10 protein-coding genes are annotated in these 16649 nt (G+C 51.1%); 8 read left to right on the top strand and 2 right to left on the bottom strand.

From position 1 onward, the window contains the following. Position 1 precedes the first annotated feature (1 nt). Complete coding sequence (locus C0068_RS09600) at positions 2-1783, bottom strand: FAD-dependent oxidoreductase (protein ID WP_103684284.1); 1782 nt, start codon at positions 1781-1783, stop codon at positions 2-4. Positions 1784-2032: 249 nt separating this feature from the next. Here C0068_RS09600 and acnA point away from each other — a divergent pair, with 249 nt between their 5' ends. From acnA to C0068_RS09620, 3 genes are all read left to right on the top strand, one after another. Then, on the top strand, positions 2033-4672 hold the full coding sequence (gene acnA / locus C0068_RS09610) for an aconitate hydratase AcnA (protein WP_103684286.1): 2640 nt from the start codon (positions 2033-2035) through the stop codon (positions 4670-4672). Between the two features lie 143 nt (positions 4673-4815). Beyond that, positions 4816-5160: a DUF6489 family protein gene (locus C0068_RS09615; protein WP_103684287.1), complete on the top strand. Its 345-nt coding sequence runs from the start codon at positions 4816-4818 to the stop codon at positions 5158-5160. 88 nt (positions 5161-5248) lie between these two features. Further along, a complete protein-coding gene (locus tag C0068_RS09620) occupies positions 5249-6835 on the top strand; it encodes a GNAT family N-acetyltransferase (protein WP_103684288.1) in 1587 nt (528 codons plus the stop codon). 38 nt (positions 6836-6873) lie between these two features. Here the strand turns inward: C0068_RS09620 and msrA are convergent, their stop codons facing one another. Next, positions 6874-7518: a peptide-methionine (S)-S-oxide reductase MsrA gene (msrA, locus tag C0068_RS09625; protein ID WP_103684289.1), complete on the bottom strand. Its 645-nt coding sequence runs from the start codon at positions 7516-7518 to the stop codon at positions 6874-6876. A gap of 214 nt (positions 7519-7732) precedes the next feature. Here msrA and speD point away from each other — a divergent pair, with 214 nt between their 5' ends. The 5 genes from speD to C0068_RS09650 all read left to right on the top strand — a co-directional run bounded on the left by speD (position 7733) and on the right by C0068_RS09650 (position 16338). Next, positions 7733-8188: an adenosylmethionine decarboxylase gene (gene speD, locus C0068_RS09630; protein ID WP_103684290.1), complete on the top strand. Its 456-nt coding sequence runs from the start codon at positions 7733-7735 to the stop codon at positions 8186-8188. Continuing rightward, on the top strand, positions 8181-9029 hold the full coding sequence (gene speE, locus C0068_RS09635) for a polyamine aminopropyltransferase (protein WP_103684291.1): 849 nt from the start codon (positions 8181-8183) through the stop codon (positions 9027-9029). Before speD ends, speE begins: the two co-directional genes overlap by 8 nt. A gap of 296 nt (positions 9030-9325) precedes the next feature. After that, positions 9326-11581: an arginine/lysine/ornithine decarboxylase gene (locus C0068_RS09640; protein ID WP_103684292.1), complete on the top strand. Its 2256-nt coding sequence runs from the start codon at positions 9326-9328 to the stop codon at positions 11579-11581. 339 nt (positions 11582-11920) lie between these two features. Continuing rightward, a complete protein-coding gene (locus tag C0068_RS09645; protein WP_158249966.1) occupies positions 11921-14602 on the top strand; it encodes an OmpA family protein in 2682 nt (893 codons plus the stop codon). A 62-nt stretch (positions 14603-14664) separates the two neighbouring features. Further along, on the top strand, positions 14665-16338 hold the full coding sequence (locus C0068_RS09650; RefSeq protein WP_103684294.1) for a ShlB/FhaC/HecB family hemolysin secretion/activation protein: 1674 nt from the start codon (positions 14665-14667) through the stop codon (positions 16336-16338). The last annotated feature ends 311 nt before the right edge of the window (positions 16339-16649 follow it).

Raw genomic sequence — 16649 nt, forward strand, 5'->3', positions numbered from 1 at the left:
ATCAGCCACACTGCCCCGCTTTTGTCACCGAATAATATAATTTCTGCATATCCCAGGCCGCTGTTGGGCAGCGCTCAGCACACAAACCACAATGCAGACAGACGTTCTCGTCTTTAATCATGGCCCGACCTGTGCGCAAATTTTCCGACACGTAAATGTCTTGTTCGGTATTATTCGCGGGCATTTTCAAGGTCTGACGAAGCTCGGCTTCTTCAGAGTTATTGACAATAATGCTAAGACAATCGGTGGGACAAATATCGACGCAGGCGTCACATTCAATACACAGCTTTTCGGTAAAAACAGTTTGTGCATCGCAATTTAAACAGCGCTGCGCTTCTTGGAAGGCGGTCATGGCGTCATAGCCTAGCTCAACTTCTAGCTTGCGATTACTTAGAGTGAACTCCAGCTCTGCCTGCGGAACTTGGTAGCGCTGATCGTTTTCAACTTGGCTATCGTAGCTCCACTCGTGAATTCCCATTTTTTGGCTAACTAACGTCACCCCTGGAGGTGGCCGTTTCGTCACCAACTCGCCTTGGCAATGTAAATCTATCGAAATGGCAGCTTGATGGCCGTGGGCAACTGCGGTGATGACATTCTGTGGGCCAAAAGCCGCATCGCCACCAAAAAATACCGACGGATTTGTAGACTGAAAGGTAATTTCGTCAACCACCGGCATATCCCATTTACCGAACTCAAGACCCACATCCCGCTCAATCCAGGGGAAGGAGTTCTCTTGGCCAATCGCAACCAGCACATCGTCACAGGGCACTATCACCGGATCTTCGCCAGTGGATACCAAGCTGCGTTTACCGTTGCTATCGTAAACCGCTTTCACTCGGTCAAACCGCATGGCCACTAAGCGGCCATCTTCAACAATAAACTCCTGCGGCACATGGTTATCCAAAATGGGAATGCCTTCATGGGCAGCGTCTTCTTTTTCCCAAGGCGATGCCTTCATCTCTTCAAAGGGGCTGCGCACAATCACTTTGACTTCGTCGCCACCTAAGCGCCTAGCGGTGCGACAGCAATCCATCGCGGTATTACCACCGCCGAGCACAATCACCTTTTTGCCTATGTTTTCTACATGCTCAAAAGCCACACTAGACAACCAGTCGATACCGATATGCACATTGGCATCAGCAGCCTGACGCCCGGGCAAATCTAAATCTCTGCCACGCGGTGCGCCACTACCGACAAACACCGCGTCGTAGTTCTTATCCAACACGGCTTTTAAGCTGTCGACGTAATGGTTGAAATGGGTGAGCACCCCCATATCTAGAATACGGTCAACCTCGTCATTCAAAACTTCTTCAGGCAAGCGAAACGCCGGAATCTGGCTGCGCATAAAACCGCCACCCGCGCGCTGATCGTCGTATAAATCGACACTGTAGCCCAAGGGCATCAAGTCTCTTGCCACCGTTAAAGAAGCTGGGCCACCCCCGATCAGAGCGATCCGTTTGCCGTTTTTCTTTTTAGGAATAATCGGCATCCGATCACTAATATCGCCTTTATTATCTGCGGCAACCCGCTTTAAGCGGCAAATGGCAACTGGCTCTTCTTCTATTCGCCCCCGCCGACACGCTGGCTCGCAGGGCCGATCACAGGTACGCCCCAGCACACCGGGAAATACATTAGATTCCCAGTTGATCATATAGGCGTCGGTATAACGCTGGGCGGCAATTAAACGGATATATTCTGGAACCGGCGTATGTGCCGGACAGGCATACTGGCAGTCGACCACCTTGTGAAAATACTCGGGGTCTCGGGTGTTAGTGGCTTTCAATGCGCCCCCTCAAATTATTATTAACAGCGAGTTGGGTAGCAGGTGTCGGTGGCCAAGCTGGGGCCGACACCCCGTATAACGAACCGATTACAACACAGCAGAAACATAAATTCATCAGAAAAATGGCACCATACTTACTATTTCATCAATATCTGCCGGCGCACTTTATTTATGAGGGATAGTCCTGCAATTTAAGTGGTCTGTGCTAGGGTAGACAGTAAATAGCTATCTTGGCCAAAGGAGTTTGCAATGCAATCCACCGACCACTTACGCGCCACGCTCAGCGTCAATGGCACTGACTATAACTATTTCGATCTGAACAAATTAGGAGACGAGCGCCTCGCGCAGCTGCCTAAGTCCCTGAAGATTTTGCTAGAAAACCAGCTCCGCCACTTTGATGGCGATTCCGTCAACTCCGATATCATCGTCGCGTTCTCGCGGTGGCTAGACAAACCAGACGGCGGCGAAGACCTGAATTTCTCGCCGGCTCGGGTGCTAATGCAAGATTTTACCGGCGTTCCCGCCATTGTTGACCTGGCCGCCATGCGTGACGCCGTTGCTAAGAATAATGGCGACGTCTCTACGATTAACCCACAAATTCCAGTGCATCTGGTTATCGACCACTCAGTAACCGTAGACCAGTTCGGGTCGCCACAGGCCTTTGGCGAAAATGTCGCCAACGAAATGGCCCGCAATGATGAGCGCTACCGCTTTTTAAAATGGGGGCAATCCGCCTTCGAGAACTTTAATGTTGTGCCACCGGGTACCGGCATCTGCCACCAAGTTAACCTCGAATACCTCGCCCAAGTAGTTTGGCAAAATGACGCCGGCACGGTTTATCCAGACACCGTATTAGGCACCGACAGCCACACACCAATGGTCAACGGCCTAGGGGTCTTGGGCTGGGGCGTAGGCGGCATCGAGGCAGAGGCGGCACTGCTTGGCCAACCCTATTCAATGATGCTACCGCAGGTTATTGGCTTCAAACTAGATGGCAAATTAAACGACGGCGTCACTGCGACAGACTTGGTACTAACGGTGGTGCAAATCCTCCGGCAAGAAGGCGTGGTAGGCAAATTTGTAGAATTCTATGGCGACGGCCTTGCAGAGCTAAGCGTTGCCGATCGCGCCACCATCGCCAATATGGCACCGGAATACGGCGCAACCTGCGGCTATTTTCCCGTCGACGACGCCACCCTCGCCTATATGAAACTCACCGGACGCAGCAGCGAAAACATCGCCCTAACCCAAGCTTATTGCAAGGCCCAGGGAATGTGGCGCAACGCCGGCGACCAGCCAACTTTTACCCGCACAGTAACCTTGGATTTGACGACGGTAGAACCCAGCCTTGCGGGGCCAAGCCGACCACAGGACAGAGTGGCCCTAAGCGATTTGGGACAGGCCATGCGCGACCATCTTAAAGCCAGTAATCGTGACGAAAATGAAACAGCCACGATTCCTGAGATGAACCTAAAACTCCACCACGGCGATGTGGTAATCGCCGCGATTACCAGCTGCACCAACACGTCCAACCCCGACGTTATGATTGCCGCTGGGCTGGTCGCCCGCAAGGCCCGAGAACGCGGCCTAAGGGTAAAACCCTGGGTAAAAACCTCACTGGCGCCGGGTTCAAAAGTCGTCAGCAAGTATTTAACCGACAGCGGCCTGCAGGAGGATCTCAATTCACTAGGGTTTGATTTAGTAGGCTACGGCTGCACAACCTGCATCGGTAATTCTGGCCCGCTGCCAAACCCTATCGCCACCGCCATCGACAGCAAAGACATGGTGGTGTCGGCCTTACTGTCGGGCAACCGTAACTTCGATGGTCGTATCCATCCGCAGGTGAAAGCAAGCTGGCTAGCCTCGCCCCCGCTAGTTGTTGCCTATGCGCTTGCGGGCAACACCCTCTTAAATTTACGGGACGACCCAATTGGCACCGACAATCAAGACAATCCGGTGTATCTAAAAGACCTGTGGCCTAGCAACGCCGAAATTCACGAGATCCGCAAAATTGTCAGCGGCAGTATGTTCCGCGACGCCTATAACGATGTATACCAAGGCACTGAGGAATGGCAGGCCATTGAAATTGAGAAAACCCAAACCTACCAATGGCAGGCCGATTCTAGCTATATCCGGCTGCCCACATTTTTTGATTCGCCCACACTCGCCAGCGAGGAATTCCCCACTCTACGCGGAGCGCGAATCTTGGGTTTGTTTGGCGACACCATCACCACCGACCATATTTCGCCGGCGGGTAAAATTGCTGTAGACAGCCCTGCCAGTCATTACCTGCAAAGCATTGGTGTTCCGCCGGAGGAGTTTAATTCCTACGGATCACGCCGCGGCAATCATGAAGTCATGCTACGCGGCACCTTTGCCAACACGCGGCTGCGCAATAAATTAGTAGACCGCGAAGGCGGCTACACCCTCTCCCCCGATGGCAAGAGTGTAGTTTCTATCTACAAGGCCGCCATGATGTATCAGGAAAGCAATACGCCACTGGTCGTAATTGCCGGTAAACAATACGGCACCGGATCCAGTCGAGACTGGGCGGCAAAGGGCACTTTATTGCTCGGTGTGAAAGCGGTCATCGCCGAAAGCTTTGAGCGTATCCATCGTTCAAATCTGATCGGCATGGGCGTTATGCCCGTAGAGTTCGACAAAGAAATTCCGCAGGAAATGCTAGACCTACAAGGGGACGAGTACGTTGATATCGACGCCTGCGACACTGAATTAGCACCAAAACAAAAAGTTAGAATTACCCTGTCCCGCAGCGACGGTAGCCGCCACGAAGTACTAGGGCGCTTAAGAATTGATACCAGTGAAGAAATGGCCTATTTCCGTCATGGGGGTATTTTGCAATACGTGCTCGCTGAGCTGGGAAAATAAAATCGCGTTGCTGCCAACAAACAAATTCTGATTGGTTTTTATGCGGCTTCGCGATTATATTTGAACTATAAAAGTGGCTTAGCACTGGTGTATACAAGCTACTCGGTGACATACTGCTAAGAGACAATAAGGGAGTTTATGGTATGAAAATTCATGTCGAGGTTGAAATTAGTCCGGAAGAAATGCGTCGCTTAGTCGGCCTTCCCGACGCTCAACCACTTTGGGATGCGGTTTACAAACGCATCGGCGAAGGCGACTCAGAAATGATTCAGCAAATGGCCAAAACTGCCTTCACCGAAGGCATGAAAACCATCGACCTTTCTGCCCGAGTATTAAAGTCACTAAGTGGCTTGGCCGGCAATCGCAAAGCCGCAGACAAAACCAGTAGCGATAAAGATGCGGACAGCCGCGACAGCGCATCCGCAAAACCAAGCGCAAGAAAAGCGACATCGGCCCGCCGCAGCGCCTCTAGCAAAAGCACTAGCTAAGTCCCTTACCACTCTATTTTTGCGACATTAATTTATCTCTTAAACCTTACCGATTAATCCAAATCACTAATTCGAGAGTGGCATCACAATGGCAAATACAACTCCGGGCAGCAAAAATATTGCTGCCTCTGGCAAAGTCCTGCGGGTTCGCACGGCAACCCTCGCAGATATTCCCGCTATTGCCGCACTGTCTAAACGGGTTTATACCGGCACCGGCATCGACCCTTATTCCCGCGCAGAATTACGCGGCCAGTTAAATAACTTTGCCGAGGGCAAGTTCGCCGTCACCCTAGACGACGAAATCGTCGGCTACTGCGCGACCTTCCGCGTGAGCGGCGAAGTGTGCCTAAAACCACATAGCTGGGCAGCGATTACCGCCAATGGCTACGGCACCCGTCACGACCCCGAAGGCGAATGGCTATACGGCATGGAAGTGTGTGTAGACAGCAGTGTGCGCGGCTATCGCATTGGTCAACGCCTCTATAACGCCCGTAAAAAGCTGTGCGAAGAACTGGGCCTAAAAGGCATTGTGTTTGTTGGCCGGCTTCCTAGCCTGTCACGCCGAATTAAAAAATACGGCACTGCGGAAAACTATCTGGACGCCGTGGTAAATCAACAAACCCGCGATCCTGTGCTGTCGTTCCAACTTCGTAATAACTTCGAAGTCATCGCACTGATGCCAAACTATTTAGTCGACGACAAAGACTCAATGGGTTACGGCGTACACCTTGTTTGGCACAACCCCAAAGTAGAAACCCCCGCCAATGTCGCCCATACCAAACGTCACGGCGGCCGGCAGCCTGACACCGTTCGCGTGGGAACAGTGCAGTACATGCAACGGCGGGTGACCTCCTTTGTCGAGTTCATGTCATTTATCGAATACTTTGTAGATGTGGTCGCGGACTATAAAGGCGACTTTGTGGTCTTCCCTGAGCTCATTACGCTCCAGCTATTATCCATCGAAGACCAGGAACTAACACCCATCCAATCGATAGAGGCGCTTACCAAATACACTCCCCGCTATGTCGAGGCCATGCAAGATTTAGCAGTGCGCTACAACATCAATATTATCGGCGGCTCCCACCCAACCCGCGTAGCCAACGGCCGAGTTGAAAACATTTCCTATGTATTCCACCGCGACGGCCGAGTCGATGAACAAGCCAAGATTCACCCCACACCAAACGAAGTGTATTGGTGGAATATAGAGGGCGGTAATGAGCTACAGGTTATCGACACCGACTGCGGCCCGATTGGCGTATTAATTTGCTATGACTCCGAGTTCCCCGAGCTAGGCCGTCACCTGGTAGACCAAGGCGCAGAAATTCTATTTGTTCCCTTCTGCACCGACGAACGCCAAAGCTATATGCGGGTGCGCTACAGCTGCCAAGCTAGAGCCGTAGAAAATCAGGTTTATGTGGTGATGTCTGGCAACGTCGGCAACTTACCGAATGTCGCTAATATGGATATTCAATACGCGCAGAGCTGCATACTAACTCCCTGCGACTTCCACTTTGCCCGCGACGGTATCGCCGCAGACACCACCCCAAATGTAGAAACCGTCGCTATCGCCGACTTGCGCCCAGAGTCATTACGGGTAGCCCGCAACAGCGGCACAGTGCAAAACCTACGGGACCGCCGTCATGACTTATATCAAATGAAATGGCGAGGGAATTGATCGCCTGACGTCCGACGTCTGGCGTCGGACGCGCCTCACTACAAACTACAACTCACTCCTGTGCCGCCCAAACCGCAGTAGCCACCGGGATTTTTATCGAGATACTGCTGGTGGTAGGGCTCGGCATAATAGAACTCGCCCGCCGCCACAATTTCCGTAGTTACCGCCGGCAGGCCCTCTTTCGCAAGGGCCTCTTGATACACCAACAAGGAAGCCTTGGCTGCTGCTTTTTGCTCTTCACTAAAGTAATAAATGCCGGAGCGATATTGGGTGCCGACATCATTACCCTGCCGCATCCCTTGGGTGGGGTTGTGGCTTTCCCAAAATAGTTTTAACAGGGTTTGAAAGCTGACTTTGTTAGGATCAAAAACCACCAGCACCACCTCGTTGTGCCCCGTCATTCCTGAGCAAACTTCTTCGTATGTCGGGTTGGGAGTGTGGCCGCCGCAATACCCAACTGCCGTAGAATAAACGCCCTCCTGTTGCCAAAATTTACGTTCGGCGCCCCAAAAGCAACCTAAGCCGACTATCACTTCCTCCATACCCTCGGGAAACGGCGCCTGCAAAGGCGTGTTGAGTACTGTGTGTAATGCAGGAACATGCATTTTTTCTGCGCGCCCGGGTAGGGCCTGCTCTGCTGTGGGAATAACTGCCGGTTTACGATAGCGATCAAACATACTCATTTTTGGGGCTCCTCTAAAACGATTCACGGCCTACCCTTACTATGCCCTGATTCCCCCACATTCCGCCACCCCTAGCAATCGCGAAAAAACACTGATGGCTCAAGGACTTTGCTATCGATACACGAGGGGATTTTTACGGGATTTTTTATTGCTATTTGGGGTAAAACGCGTTTAAATCGCCGGCTCTTTAACCAACGCGGAGGATTTATGCTAAATGAAAAGCTTAGATCATATGCCTTCTCTGGAGGCCGGCGCAGCCACGTGTAATCCGATTACACAATCGGACGAAAATCTCGACCACCTTATTATTCGTGATGGCGTTGCCTACGCTGGCACGCATCTTATCATCGACCTCTGGGGCGCTTCCCACCTCGATGAACTCCCCCGCATGGAAAAAGCATTTATTGACTGTGTCAAAGAATGCGGCGCAACCTTGTTGCACATCCATATGCACCACTTTACCCCCAATGGCGGTATTTCAGGTGTTGCGGTTTTAGCAGAATCTCATATTAGCGTACACACTTGGCCCGAGCGCGATTACGCTGCGTTTGATGTCTTTATGTGTGGTGACGCCAAGCCCGAATTGGCCGTGGAAATCCTGCAAAAGGCCTTCTCCCCCTCGCGTATCGAGGTAGGTGAAAACCTGCGCGGGAGAATGGACGATGCCTGAGTGGTTTGACGAAACACTCCACGACGCCTACCACCAAGGTTTTAAAATTCGCGAGGTCTTGTTTGAAAGCAAGACTGAGCACCAGCATCTGATCATATTTGAATCTGGCAGCTTTGGCCGGGTGATGGCGCTCGACGGTATTATTCAAACCACCGAGCGCGATGAATTCATTTATCACGAGATGCTGGCGCACACACCTTTGTTCGCCCACGGCAACGCAAAGAATGTGCTTATTATTGGCGGCGGTGATGGCGGCTTATTACGTGAAGTTTTAAAGCACCCTGAAGTCGAAAGCGTTGTGCAGGTTGAAATTGACCAAGCAGTCATCGACATGTGCGTAGAGTACCTTCCAAACCATTCAGCGGGCGCTTATAGCAACCCCCGCGCCGAAATTATGATTGGCGACGGCATCGACTATGTCAGTCAATGTGAGCGCAAATTTGACGTTATTCTGTCTGACAGTACCGACCCTATCGGCCCCGGCGAGGTGTTATTTACGTCACCGTTCTACCAAGGCATTCAGCGCTGCCTGAACCCCAATGGCATCTTTGCTGCTCAGAACGGCGTGGCCTTTATGCAGCCTGAAGAAGTAAGCACCACCCATAAGCGCCTGTCGCCACTGTTTGCCGATACTGCATTTTACGCGGCGGCGGTGCCAAGCTATGTCGGCGGCATTATGACTTTTGCTTGGGCATGTGACAGCAGCGCAGCCCGCGAGCTAAAGCTTGATGTACTGACAGAGCGTTTCAACAACAGCGGCATCAAAACCCGCTACTACAACCCTGCCCTCCACCTAGGTGCATTTGCCCTTCCGCAATACCTTGTGGACAGCTTGGGTTAAACATCATTGCGCTACGGGTAGCTCCACCGCAGCGCAATGATGCTATACCGCGCTCTAATTCAAGGACGAACCGTCATCAAAATCACCCAATTCCTGTCGTAAATTGCACCAGCATGGCTGACAGTTGTCACAGATTATTGTTAGGGTAGAAATATTACGGGACTAAACCGTAAAAAAGTTTCAAAATCAGCGCGCAACACCATTCAGAGCTAGGCACCGCCAGCCTCTGTAAAAAAATACGCAAACGAGCCCAGCTCAAGTCTGGGTGTAGCCGAAAACCAACAATGGCCAAATAAATGAAATTTCGTTTTCCCGTTGTCATTATTGACGAAGACTTTCGCTCAGAAAACATCTCAGGCTCAGGCATTCGCGATCTTGCCGATGCCATCAGCAAAGAGGGCATGGAGATAGTTGGACTGACCAGCTACGGCGACCTCACCGCCTTTGCCCAGCAGGCCAGCCGCGCCTCTTGCTTTATACTGTCTATCGACGACGAAGAGTTTGGCGACGGCAGCGACGAGACCGTTAGCCAGGCATTAGAATCCATCGCCGAATTCATGACCGCAGTGCGTCAACGCAATACCGACATTCCGGTTTTCCTTTACGGCGAAACCCGCACCTCTCGACACATTCCCAACGAAATTCTGCGCGAGCTGCACGGCTTCATTCATATGTTTGAAGACACCCCAGAATTCGTTGCTCGACACATAATTCGCGAGGCCAATAAATATCTATCCTCGCTTGCACCGCCATTTTTTAAAGCCCTAATGAACTACGCCAGCGACAGTTCTTACTCTTGGCACTGCCCCGGCCATTCCGGCGGCGTGGCATTTTTAAAGAGCCCTGTGGGGCAAATGTTCCATCAGTTCTTCGGCGAAAACCTACTACGTGCCGACGTATGTAATGCGGTGGAAGAGCTCGGTCAACTGCTCGACCACACCGGCCCCGTTAGCGCCAGCGAAAACAATGCCGCGCGCATTTTTGGCTGCGACCACCTGTTCTTTGTCACTAACGGCACATCTACCTCAAACAAAGTCGTTTGGCATTCAACAGTTGCTCCAGGCGACATCGTGGTGGTAGACCGCAACTGCCATAAATCAATTTTGCACAGCATTATAATGACCGGTGCGATTCCGGTATTCTTAATGCCTACGCGCAATCACTACGGCATTATTGGCCCCATTCCAAAGAGTGAGTTTGATCCAGCGGCAATACGGAAAAAGATCGAAGACCACCCCTTTGCCCGTCATGCTGAAGACAAAAAGCCACGTATCCTGACCATTACCCAAAGTACCTACGATGGGATTGTGTACAACGTCGAAGAGATCAAAGACATTCTCGACTCGACCATAGACACCCTGCATTTTGACGAAGCATGGCTGCCGCACGCCGCCTTCCACACCTTCTATCACAATATGCATGCGATTGGCGCCGGCCGCCCACGCTCCGACGACACCTTGGTTTTCGCCACTCAATCGACCCACAAATTACTGGCAGGGCTTTCTCAGGCTTCACAAATTTTGGTGCAGGATGGCAGCCAGCGGAAACTTGATACCCACCGCTTTAATGAATCCTATCTAATGCACTCCTCTACGAGCCCGCAGTACGCCATTATCGCGTCTTGCGACGTGGCTGCAGCAATGATGGAGCCGCCCGGCGGCACGGCATTAGTAGAAGAATCTATTTTAGAAGCACTGGATTTCCGCCGCGCCATGCGAAAAGTCGACGCCGATTATGGCGACGACTGGTGGTTCCGCGTGTGGGGGCCAGAAACCCTTGCCGAAGAGGGTATTGGCGATCGCGACGACTGGGTCATTCACTCCGACGACAGCTGGCATGGCTTTGGCGAGATCGAGTCTGGCTTCAATATGCTCGACCCCATCAAGGCAACCATCATCACTCCTGGTTTGGACGTGGATGGCAACTTTGACGATATCGGTATTCCAGCGTCTATCGTTAGCAAGTACCTCGCTGAGCACGGCATCATCATTGAAAAGACCGGCATGTACTCTTTCTTCATCATGTTCACTATCGGCATCACCAAGGGCCGCTGGAACTCGATGGTAACCGAGCTACAGCAATTCAAAGATGACTACGATCAAAATCTACCGCTGTGGCGGGTAATGCCGCAATTCGCGGCCAAATATCCCCAGTACGACAAAGTAGGGCTGCGCGACTTGTGTAGCAATATTCACGATGTATACAAAGAGTACGATCTCGCCCGCATCACTACCGATATGTATTTGTCCAAAATGGAAGCGGCGATGATCCCCGCCGACGCTTGGGCAAAAATGTCTCACCGCCAAGTAGAGCGTGTTGCTATTGATGAATTAGAAGGCCGTATTACAGCGATGCTGGTGACACCCTATCCACCAGGCATCCCGCTACTAATACCCGGCGAACGCTTTAATAAAACCATCGTTCGCTATCTGCAATTTGTGCGTGACTTTAATTCCCGCTTCCCAGGGTTTGAAACAGACTGTCACGGCTTAGTTAAAGAGCGTGTTAATGGTGTAGATCACTACTTTGTTGACGCGGTTATTGATAGCTAAACCAAGTTCGCACTTTGAATAATAAAAATATTTAAAGGCATACACGGTGAACACGGAAATGGACTTAAGCAAGCCCATTTCCGTTTTGAGCATCAAAGCTTAAAATTGGCGTTAGATTTATCGGTAACATTTTAGCAAATCGTCGAATTTCAGAAATTCCTGTGACCCACATCACAAAATACCACTCACCACGACACATTATTCACACAATATGTGCTTATACTGAGATAAGTGCACATCTATAATGCACACCACAAAACCTAAGCCACACCCAATTTGGTTACTAACAGTAACCAACTGCATAGAAATCGGCTCTATTGACTACTCAGGATGAAAAATATGATGAATTTACGACCGCCTACAGGACTCGCGTCCGTAATCATATTATCGGCTGCAGCCAACCTAACAGTAAGCGCGCCTGTAAACGCACAAGAACTCACCAGAATCGTCAATATCGGCGCCTTGCTTGCCCCTAGAAATCCAAAAGGCGTTGAAAACAGCAAATCCATAATTGCTCCAATTACTAAACCACTCGGTGATTCACTAGCTCCATTAGTGGACGCGATCGATATCACTCTCGACCCGCTTACTGATCCTATTGACGATCAACTCGGTGTTCCTTTATTAGGTGCGCTCGCGCCCGTCACTGACCCACTACTCAGCGCGCTAGTACCCATTACTGATCCGATTGATGGCATTGTTGCCGACCTTACTGGCGGCAGCGTGAGCGACGCTTTATCGAATATCGACAAAAACACCGCAGATGGTGATGGCATTGTTAACGACCTACTTGGTGGCCCCAAAGTGCCTGGCAGCGGCACCGAAGCAGGCGAGGTTTCTCCGCTTGGCTCTATTAGCGCAAGCTTGGGCGCAACGCTAGAACCCCTTGTTAGCGCTCTAGACCTTGGACTCGACCCATTAACTGATGTGGTCGATGATCAATTGCTTGAACCCATTCTAGATGCCCTTGCACCTGGCTTAGACCCATTACTTGAGACGATTGAACCGGTTACCGATCCAGTAGACGGACTTGTCGCCGACCTTACCGGCGGCAGCGTTGAAGATGCACTAACCAACAACGATGACAATACCGCCGATGGCAATGGTGTCGTAAATGACCTTCTCGGTGGTGAGTCGGCTAACAGTGCCAGTGGCACAGAGGCTGGAGAGGCCTCGATTCTAGCGCCAATTACCGCCCCCCTCGGCGACTCTTTGGACAATCTAGTTAGCACCGTAGACATGGCCTTAGACCCAGTAACCGATGCTATTGATGACAATGTCGGTGTACCTTTACTGGATGCCCTAGCTCCCGTCATTGACCCAGTCCTTGCAAATTTAGAGCCCGCAACTGACCCTGTTGATGGGTTACTTGCAGACATCACCGGCGGCAGCCTTGAAGATGCCCTAACAAACTCTGACGACAACACCTCTGACGGCGATGGGATTGTTAACGACTTACTCGGCGGCCCTAATTCATCCAGCGCCGGCGATGGCAACGAAACCTCACCACTTAGCACCGTTACCGTTTCACTTGGCGCTGGCTTGGTGACGTTTGTTGATGCAATTGACACCGGCTTAGATCCACTTACAGACGTTGTTGATGATCAACTTGTAGAGCCAATTCTCGAAGAACTCTCTCCTGTCATTCACCCAGCGTTAGAAGCCCTTGCAGGAATAACCAACCCTGTTGATGGCATTGTTAATGACTTAACCGGTGGCAGCCTAGAAGACGCATTAACTAACGATGACGACAACACCGCTGACGGTAACGGCCTAGTAAACGACTTGTTAGGTGGTGGTAATGAAAACGCTGACAGCGGAACAGAAGCGGGAGAAAGCTCTGCATTAGAGCCCATCACTGGCCCACTAGGTGACTCTATTGACAGCTTAATTTCTGCTGTCGACACCGCGCTTGACCCAGTCACCGACGCCGTCGATGACCAAGTTGGCGAGACGCTACTAGACGCACTAAGTCCTGTTGTTGATCCACTGCTTGATGCAGCAGAACCTGTTACCGATCCCGTCGACGGCATTGTTGCTGACCTGACCGGCGGCAGCGTCGAAGATGCGTTGACCAACAACGATGACAACACCTCTGACGGCGACGGCATCGTCAATGACTTGCTAGGTGGTAGCGAAGGCAATGGCGACGAAACATCACCATTAGAACCCGTAACTGAACTAGTTGGCGACGCGATAGAGCCAGTCATCGACAGTCTTGATCAAGGCTTAGACCCCGCTACAGAAGTCGTTGACAATGAAGTTGGCGAAGCATTGATTGATGCACTTTCACCAGTGACTGAACCCATTTTAGATATGGCAGGCCCCATCACCGATCCGCTAGACGGCGCAGTAGCCGACCTTACCGGTGGCAGCCTAGAAGACGCCCTCACTAATAATGACACCAATACCAGCGATGGTAATGGCATTGTAAACGACGCACTTGGCGGTGGCGGCAATAGCAACGGCGGTCTTGCAGGTGGCCTAGGTAATGGCCCATTTGATCAACCAGCTCTGCTTGCCCTGCTAGACCGCGACGGCATGGACCCACAGCCAAATAGTGACGGGAGTTGCGCCGACCTCGATATCGACGGTGTTTGCGACGAACAAGACGAATGCCTAGATACGCCCATTGGCAGTGCCGTACTTGCCAATGGTTGCCACTTAAGCGAAGCCGCTCCGCTACGCTTGAATGGGGTGTTCTTCGAAACTGACAGCGCGATTTTAACTGCCAATGCGACAAGAATTTTAGATAAGGCCGTTGCGGTAATTCAGCAGTCAGACGCTGAGCAAATAGAAGTGTCTGGCCACACTGACGCCATCGGCAGCGACAACTACAACCTGACGCTATCTCAAAATCGCGCGCAGTCAGTCAAACGCTACCTAACTGGCCGTGGCGTAAATGGCGAGCGCTTAGTTGCACAGGGTTACGGCGAAGCTAAGCCGCTAGCAAATAACGACACTGACGCTGGTCGTGCGGAAAACCGCCGCGTAGAACTGACCATTATCAACACCAAGTAATAAAGACCTCAACGGCCCGCCATTTGGCGGGTCAATAGATTTTACTTTTTAGGGAGAGCACCATGGCAATCGATTTGCCCCCCGTAATGCCACCACAACTCGCCACACCAGCACAGGTCAGCGCATATAGCGCCGTCGCTGCGGCAGAGCTATCAGCAACCATTAACGGCACCAATGTTCGGGTATTAGGTAACCGCTACCTTGCTGACAGCGAGGTCAAAAACATTCTCAGCAGCGCAAGAACGCCCGCTGAAGGCATTATCAATCTCACCAAGCGTTACTATCAAAGCGGTCATCTGCTAGTAAGAATTCGCTACGCACGCGAAGGCGACGGCGTTATCGTATTTGTTGAGCAACTGACCCTATCTGAAATACGCGGCGATGCAGAGATTCAACCGTATTTTGAAGGTTTAGCAGGCGACAGCGACCTAAGCATCTCTGAATTTGACCGCGCGCGTATCTTAGCTAATCTTAAAGCCGAACGCGGTGGCTACGAATACAGCATGTCTTACCAAGAAACAGGCAACAATGCCGTTGCCCTAGTTATGACAAAAACCGCTGTAGAAAACTACGACCGCACCGACTTCATTCTTGAAGCAAACAATAAGGGTAGCCGCTTCTTAGGCCGCTACTTCGGTTTGGCCGGTATTAAACACGATTTCGAAAATGGCACTGAATTATCACTTGCCTACCAAACAACATTCGCTGACTTAGGTGAATCACGTGATGGCGATAGCCTAGACCAATTCAGCCTTAGCATAGACCACCCTTTTGTTAGCGGACTTTACGGCATCGACCTGTCTTACGTTGAGTACAGCAGAGATCCACAAGTTGCCCAAACTCAAACAGGCCTTTGCATACTCGGCTTAATCGGCTGTGGCATAACAAGCTCAGTCACCACCGTTAATCTAGACGCCGAAATCCTGCAAGCGGCATTCCGAGGTGAACAGATTCTGTTCAGCGGCGTAGATTCTCGTCTTTCAGTAACCGAAAAAGTCGAACACGTAGACTCAGTAGTCGAGCAAGCTGGCAGCAGTAGCAAGCTGCTAGAAGAAACCTATCAAGTCGTCGATATTGGTCTGAAATACCAAAAAGCGCGCTATAAAACAGAAGAGCTACCGGGAGCGCAGCTGAATATGGGAATCAATTTCCTAGCAGGCTTCGGAGATGGTGGCACGCTTGACAACTACGGTGAGTATCAAGCCGCATTTGCACAACAATTCCCCGGCACAGCCATACCAGATGTTGTTCCCGCGGCCCGCACGGCTGAGTTCCTAGCACTGCAGGCGAATGCTCGCTACATGGTGCAAATTGCGGAAGACACACTGCTGTCCTTTGCAGCCAATGCGCAATTTGCCGACGAGCAACTTCCGCAGCAACAGCAATTCGTTCTGGGTGGTATGAATACCCTGAGCGCTTATCTGCCAGGCGTACTTGTAGGTGACGAAGGTTATTATATCAACGCGACCTTGGAAAAAACCTTCAATTGGAATGAGTACAAAATATCGCCATCGATCTTCGCTGAATACGGCGCTACTTGGTTTAACAACGCCAGTAGCAGCTTTGGCGACACACAAGCCATTGCTGACGCTGGTGTAAGATTGCGAATTGAATTCTCTGACAATCTATTCACCGAGTTTGTTGCTGCACTGCCAGTCTACGATGACGTTAGCAACAACGACGATCTAGATACTTTCGAAGCCGACTTCTACTGGCGAATTCGCTTCACCTTTTAAGTAAGCCTTCGATTGTAGCTCGGCCCCTGCGCCGAGCTACCCTCTCCTTAGCTCTCGATATTTATTTCAATCCTTCGAGTAAAAACACTTTACTTACTGGCGCGAACTTTGCTAGCTTCATAGTGTCTGATTTGCAAGCCCAAGATGGTTCAAGTAATTAATCCACGGGCTTACAGAATGATTTAGGCAATTGAGAACAATCGTGTAAGGGCAGCTAAATCCTCGCAAAACCCCGCGTACTCTGGATGTCAGCACATTAGGTGTTAACACCAATAGTTAAGATCAATTGCTCAAGATACTATGACTTTCTG

Origin of the sequence: Zhongshania marina (assembly GCF_002915595.1) — a bacterium.
Lineage (GTDB): Bacteria > Pseudomonadota > Gammaproteobacteria > Pseudomonadales > Spongiibacteraceae > Spongiibacter > Spongiibacter marinus_B.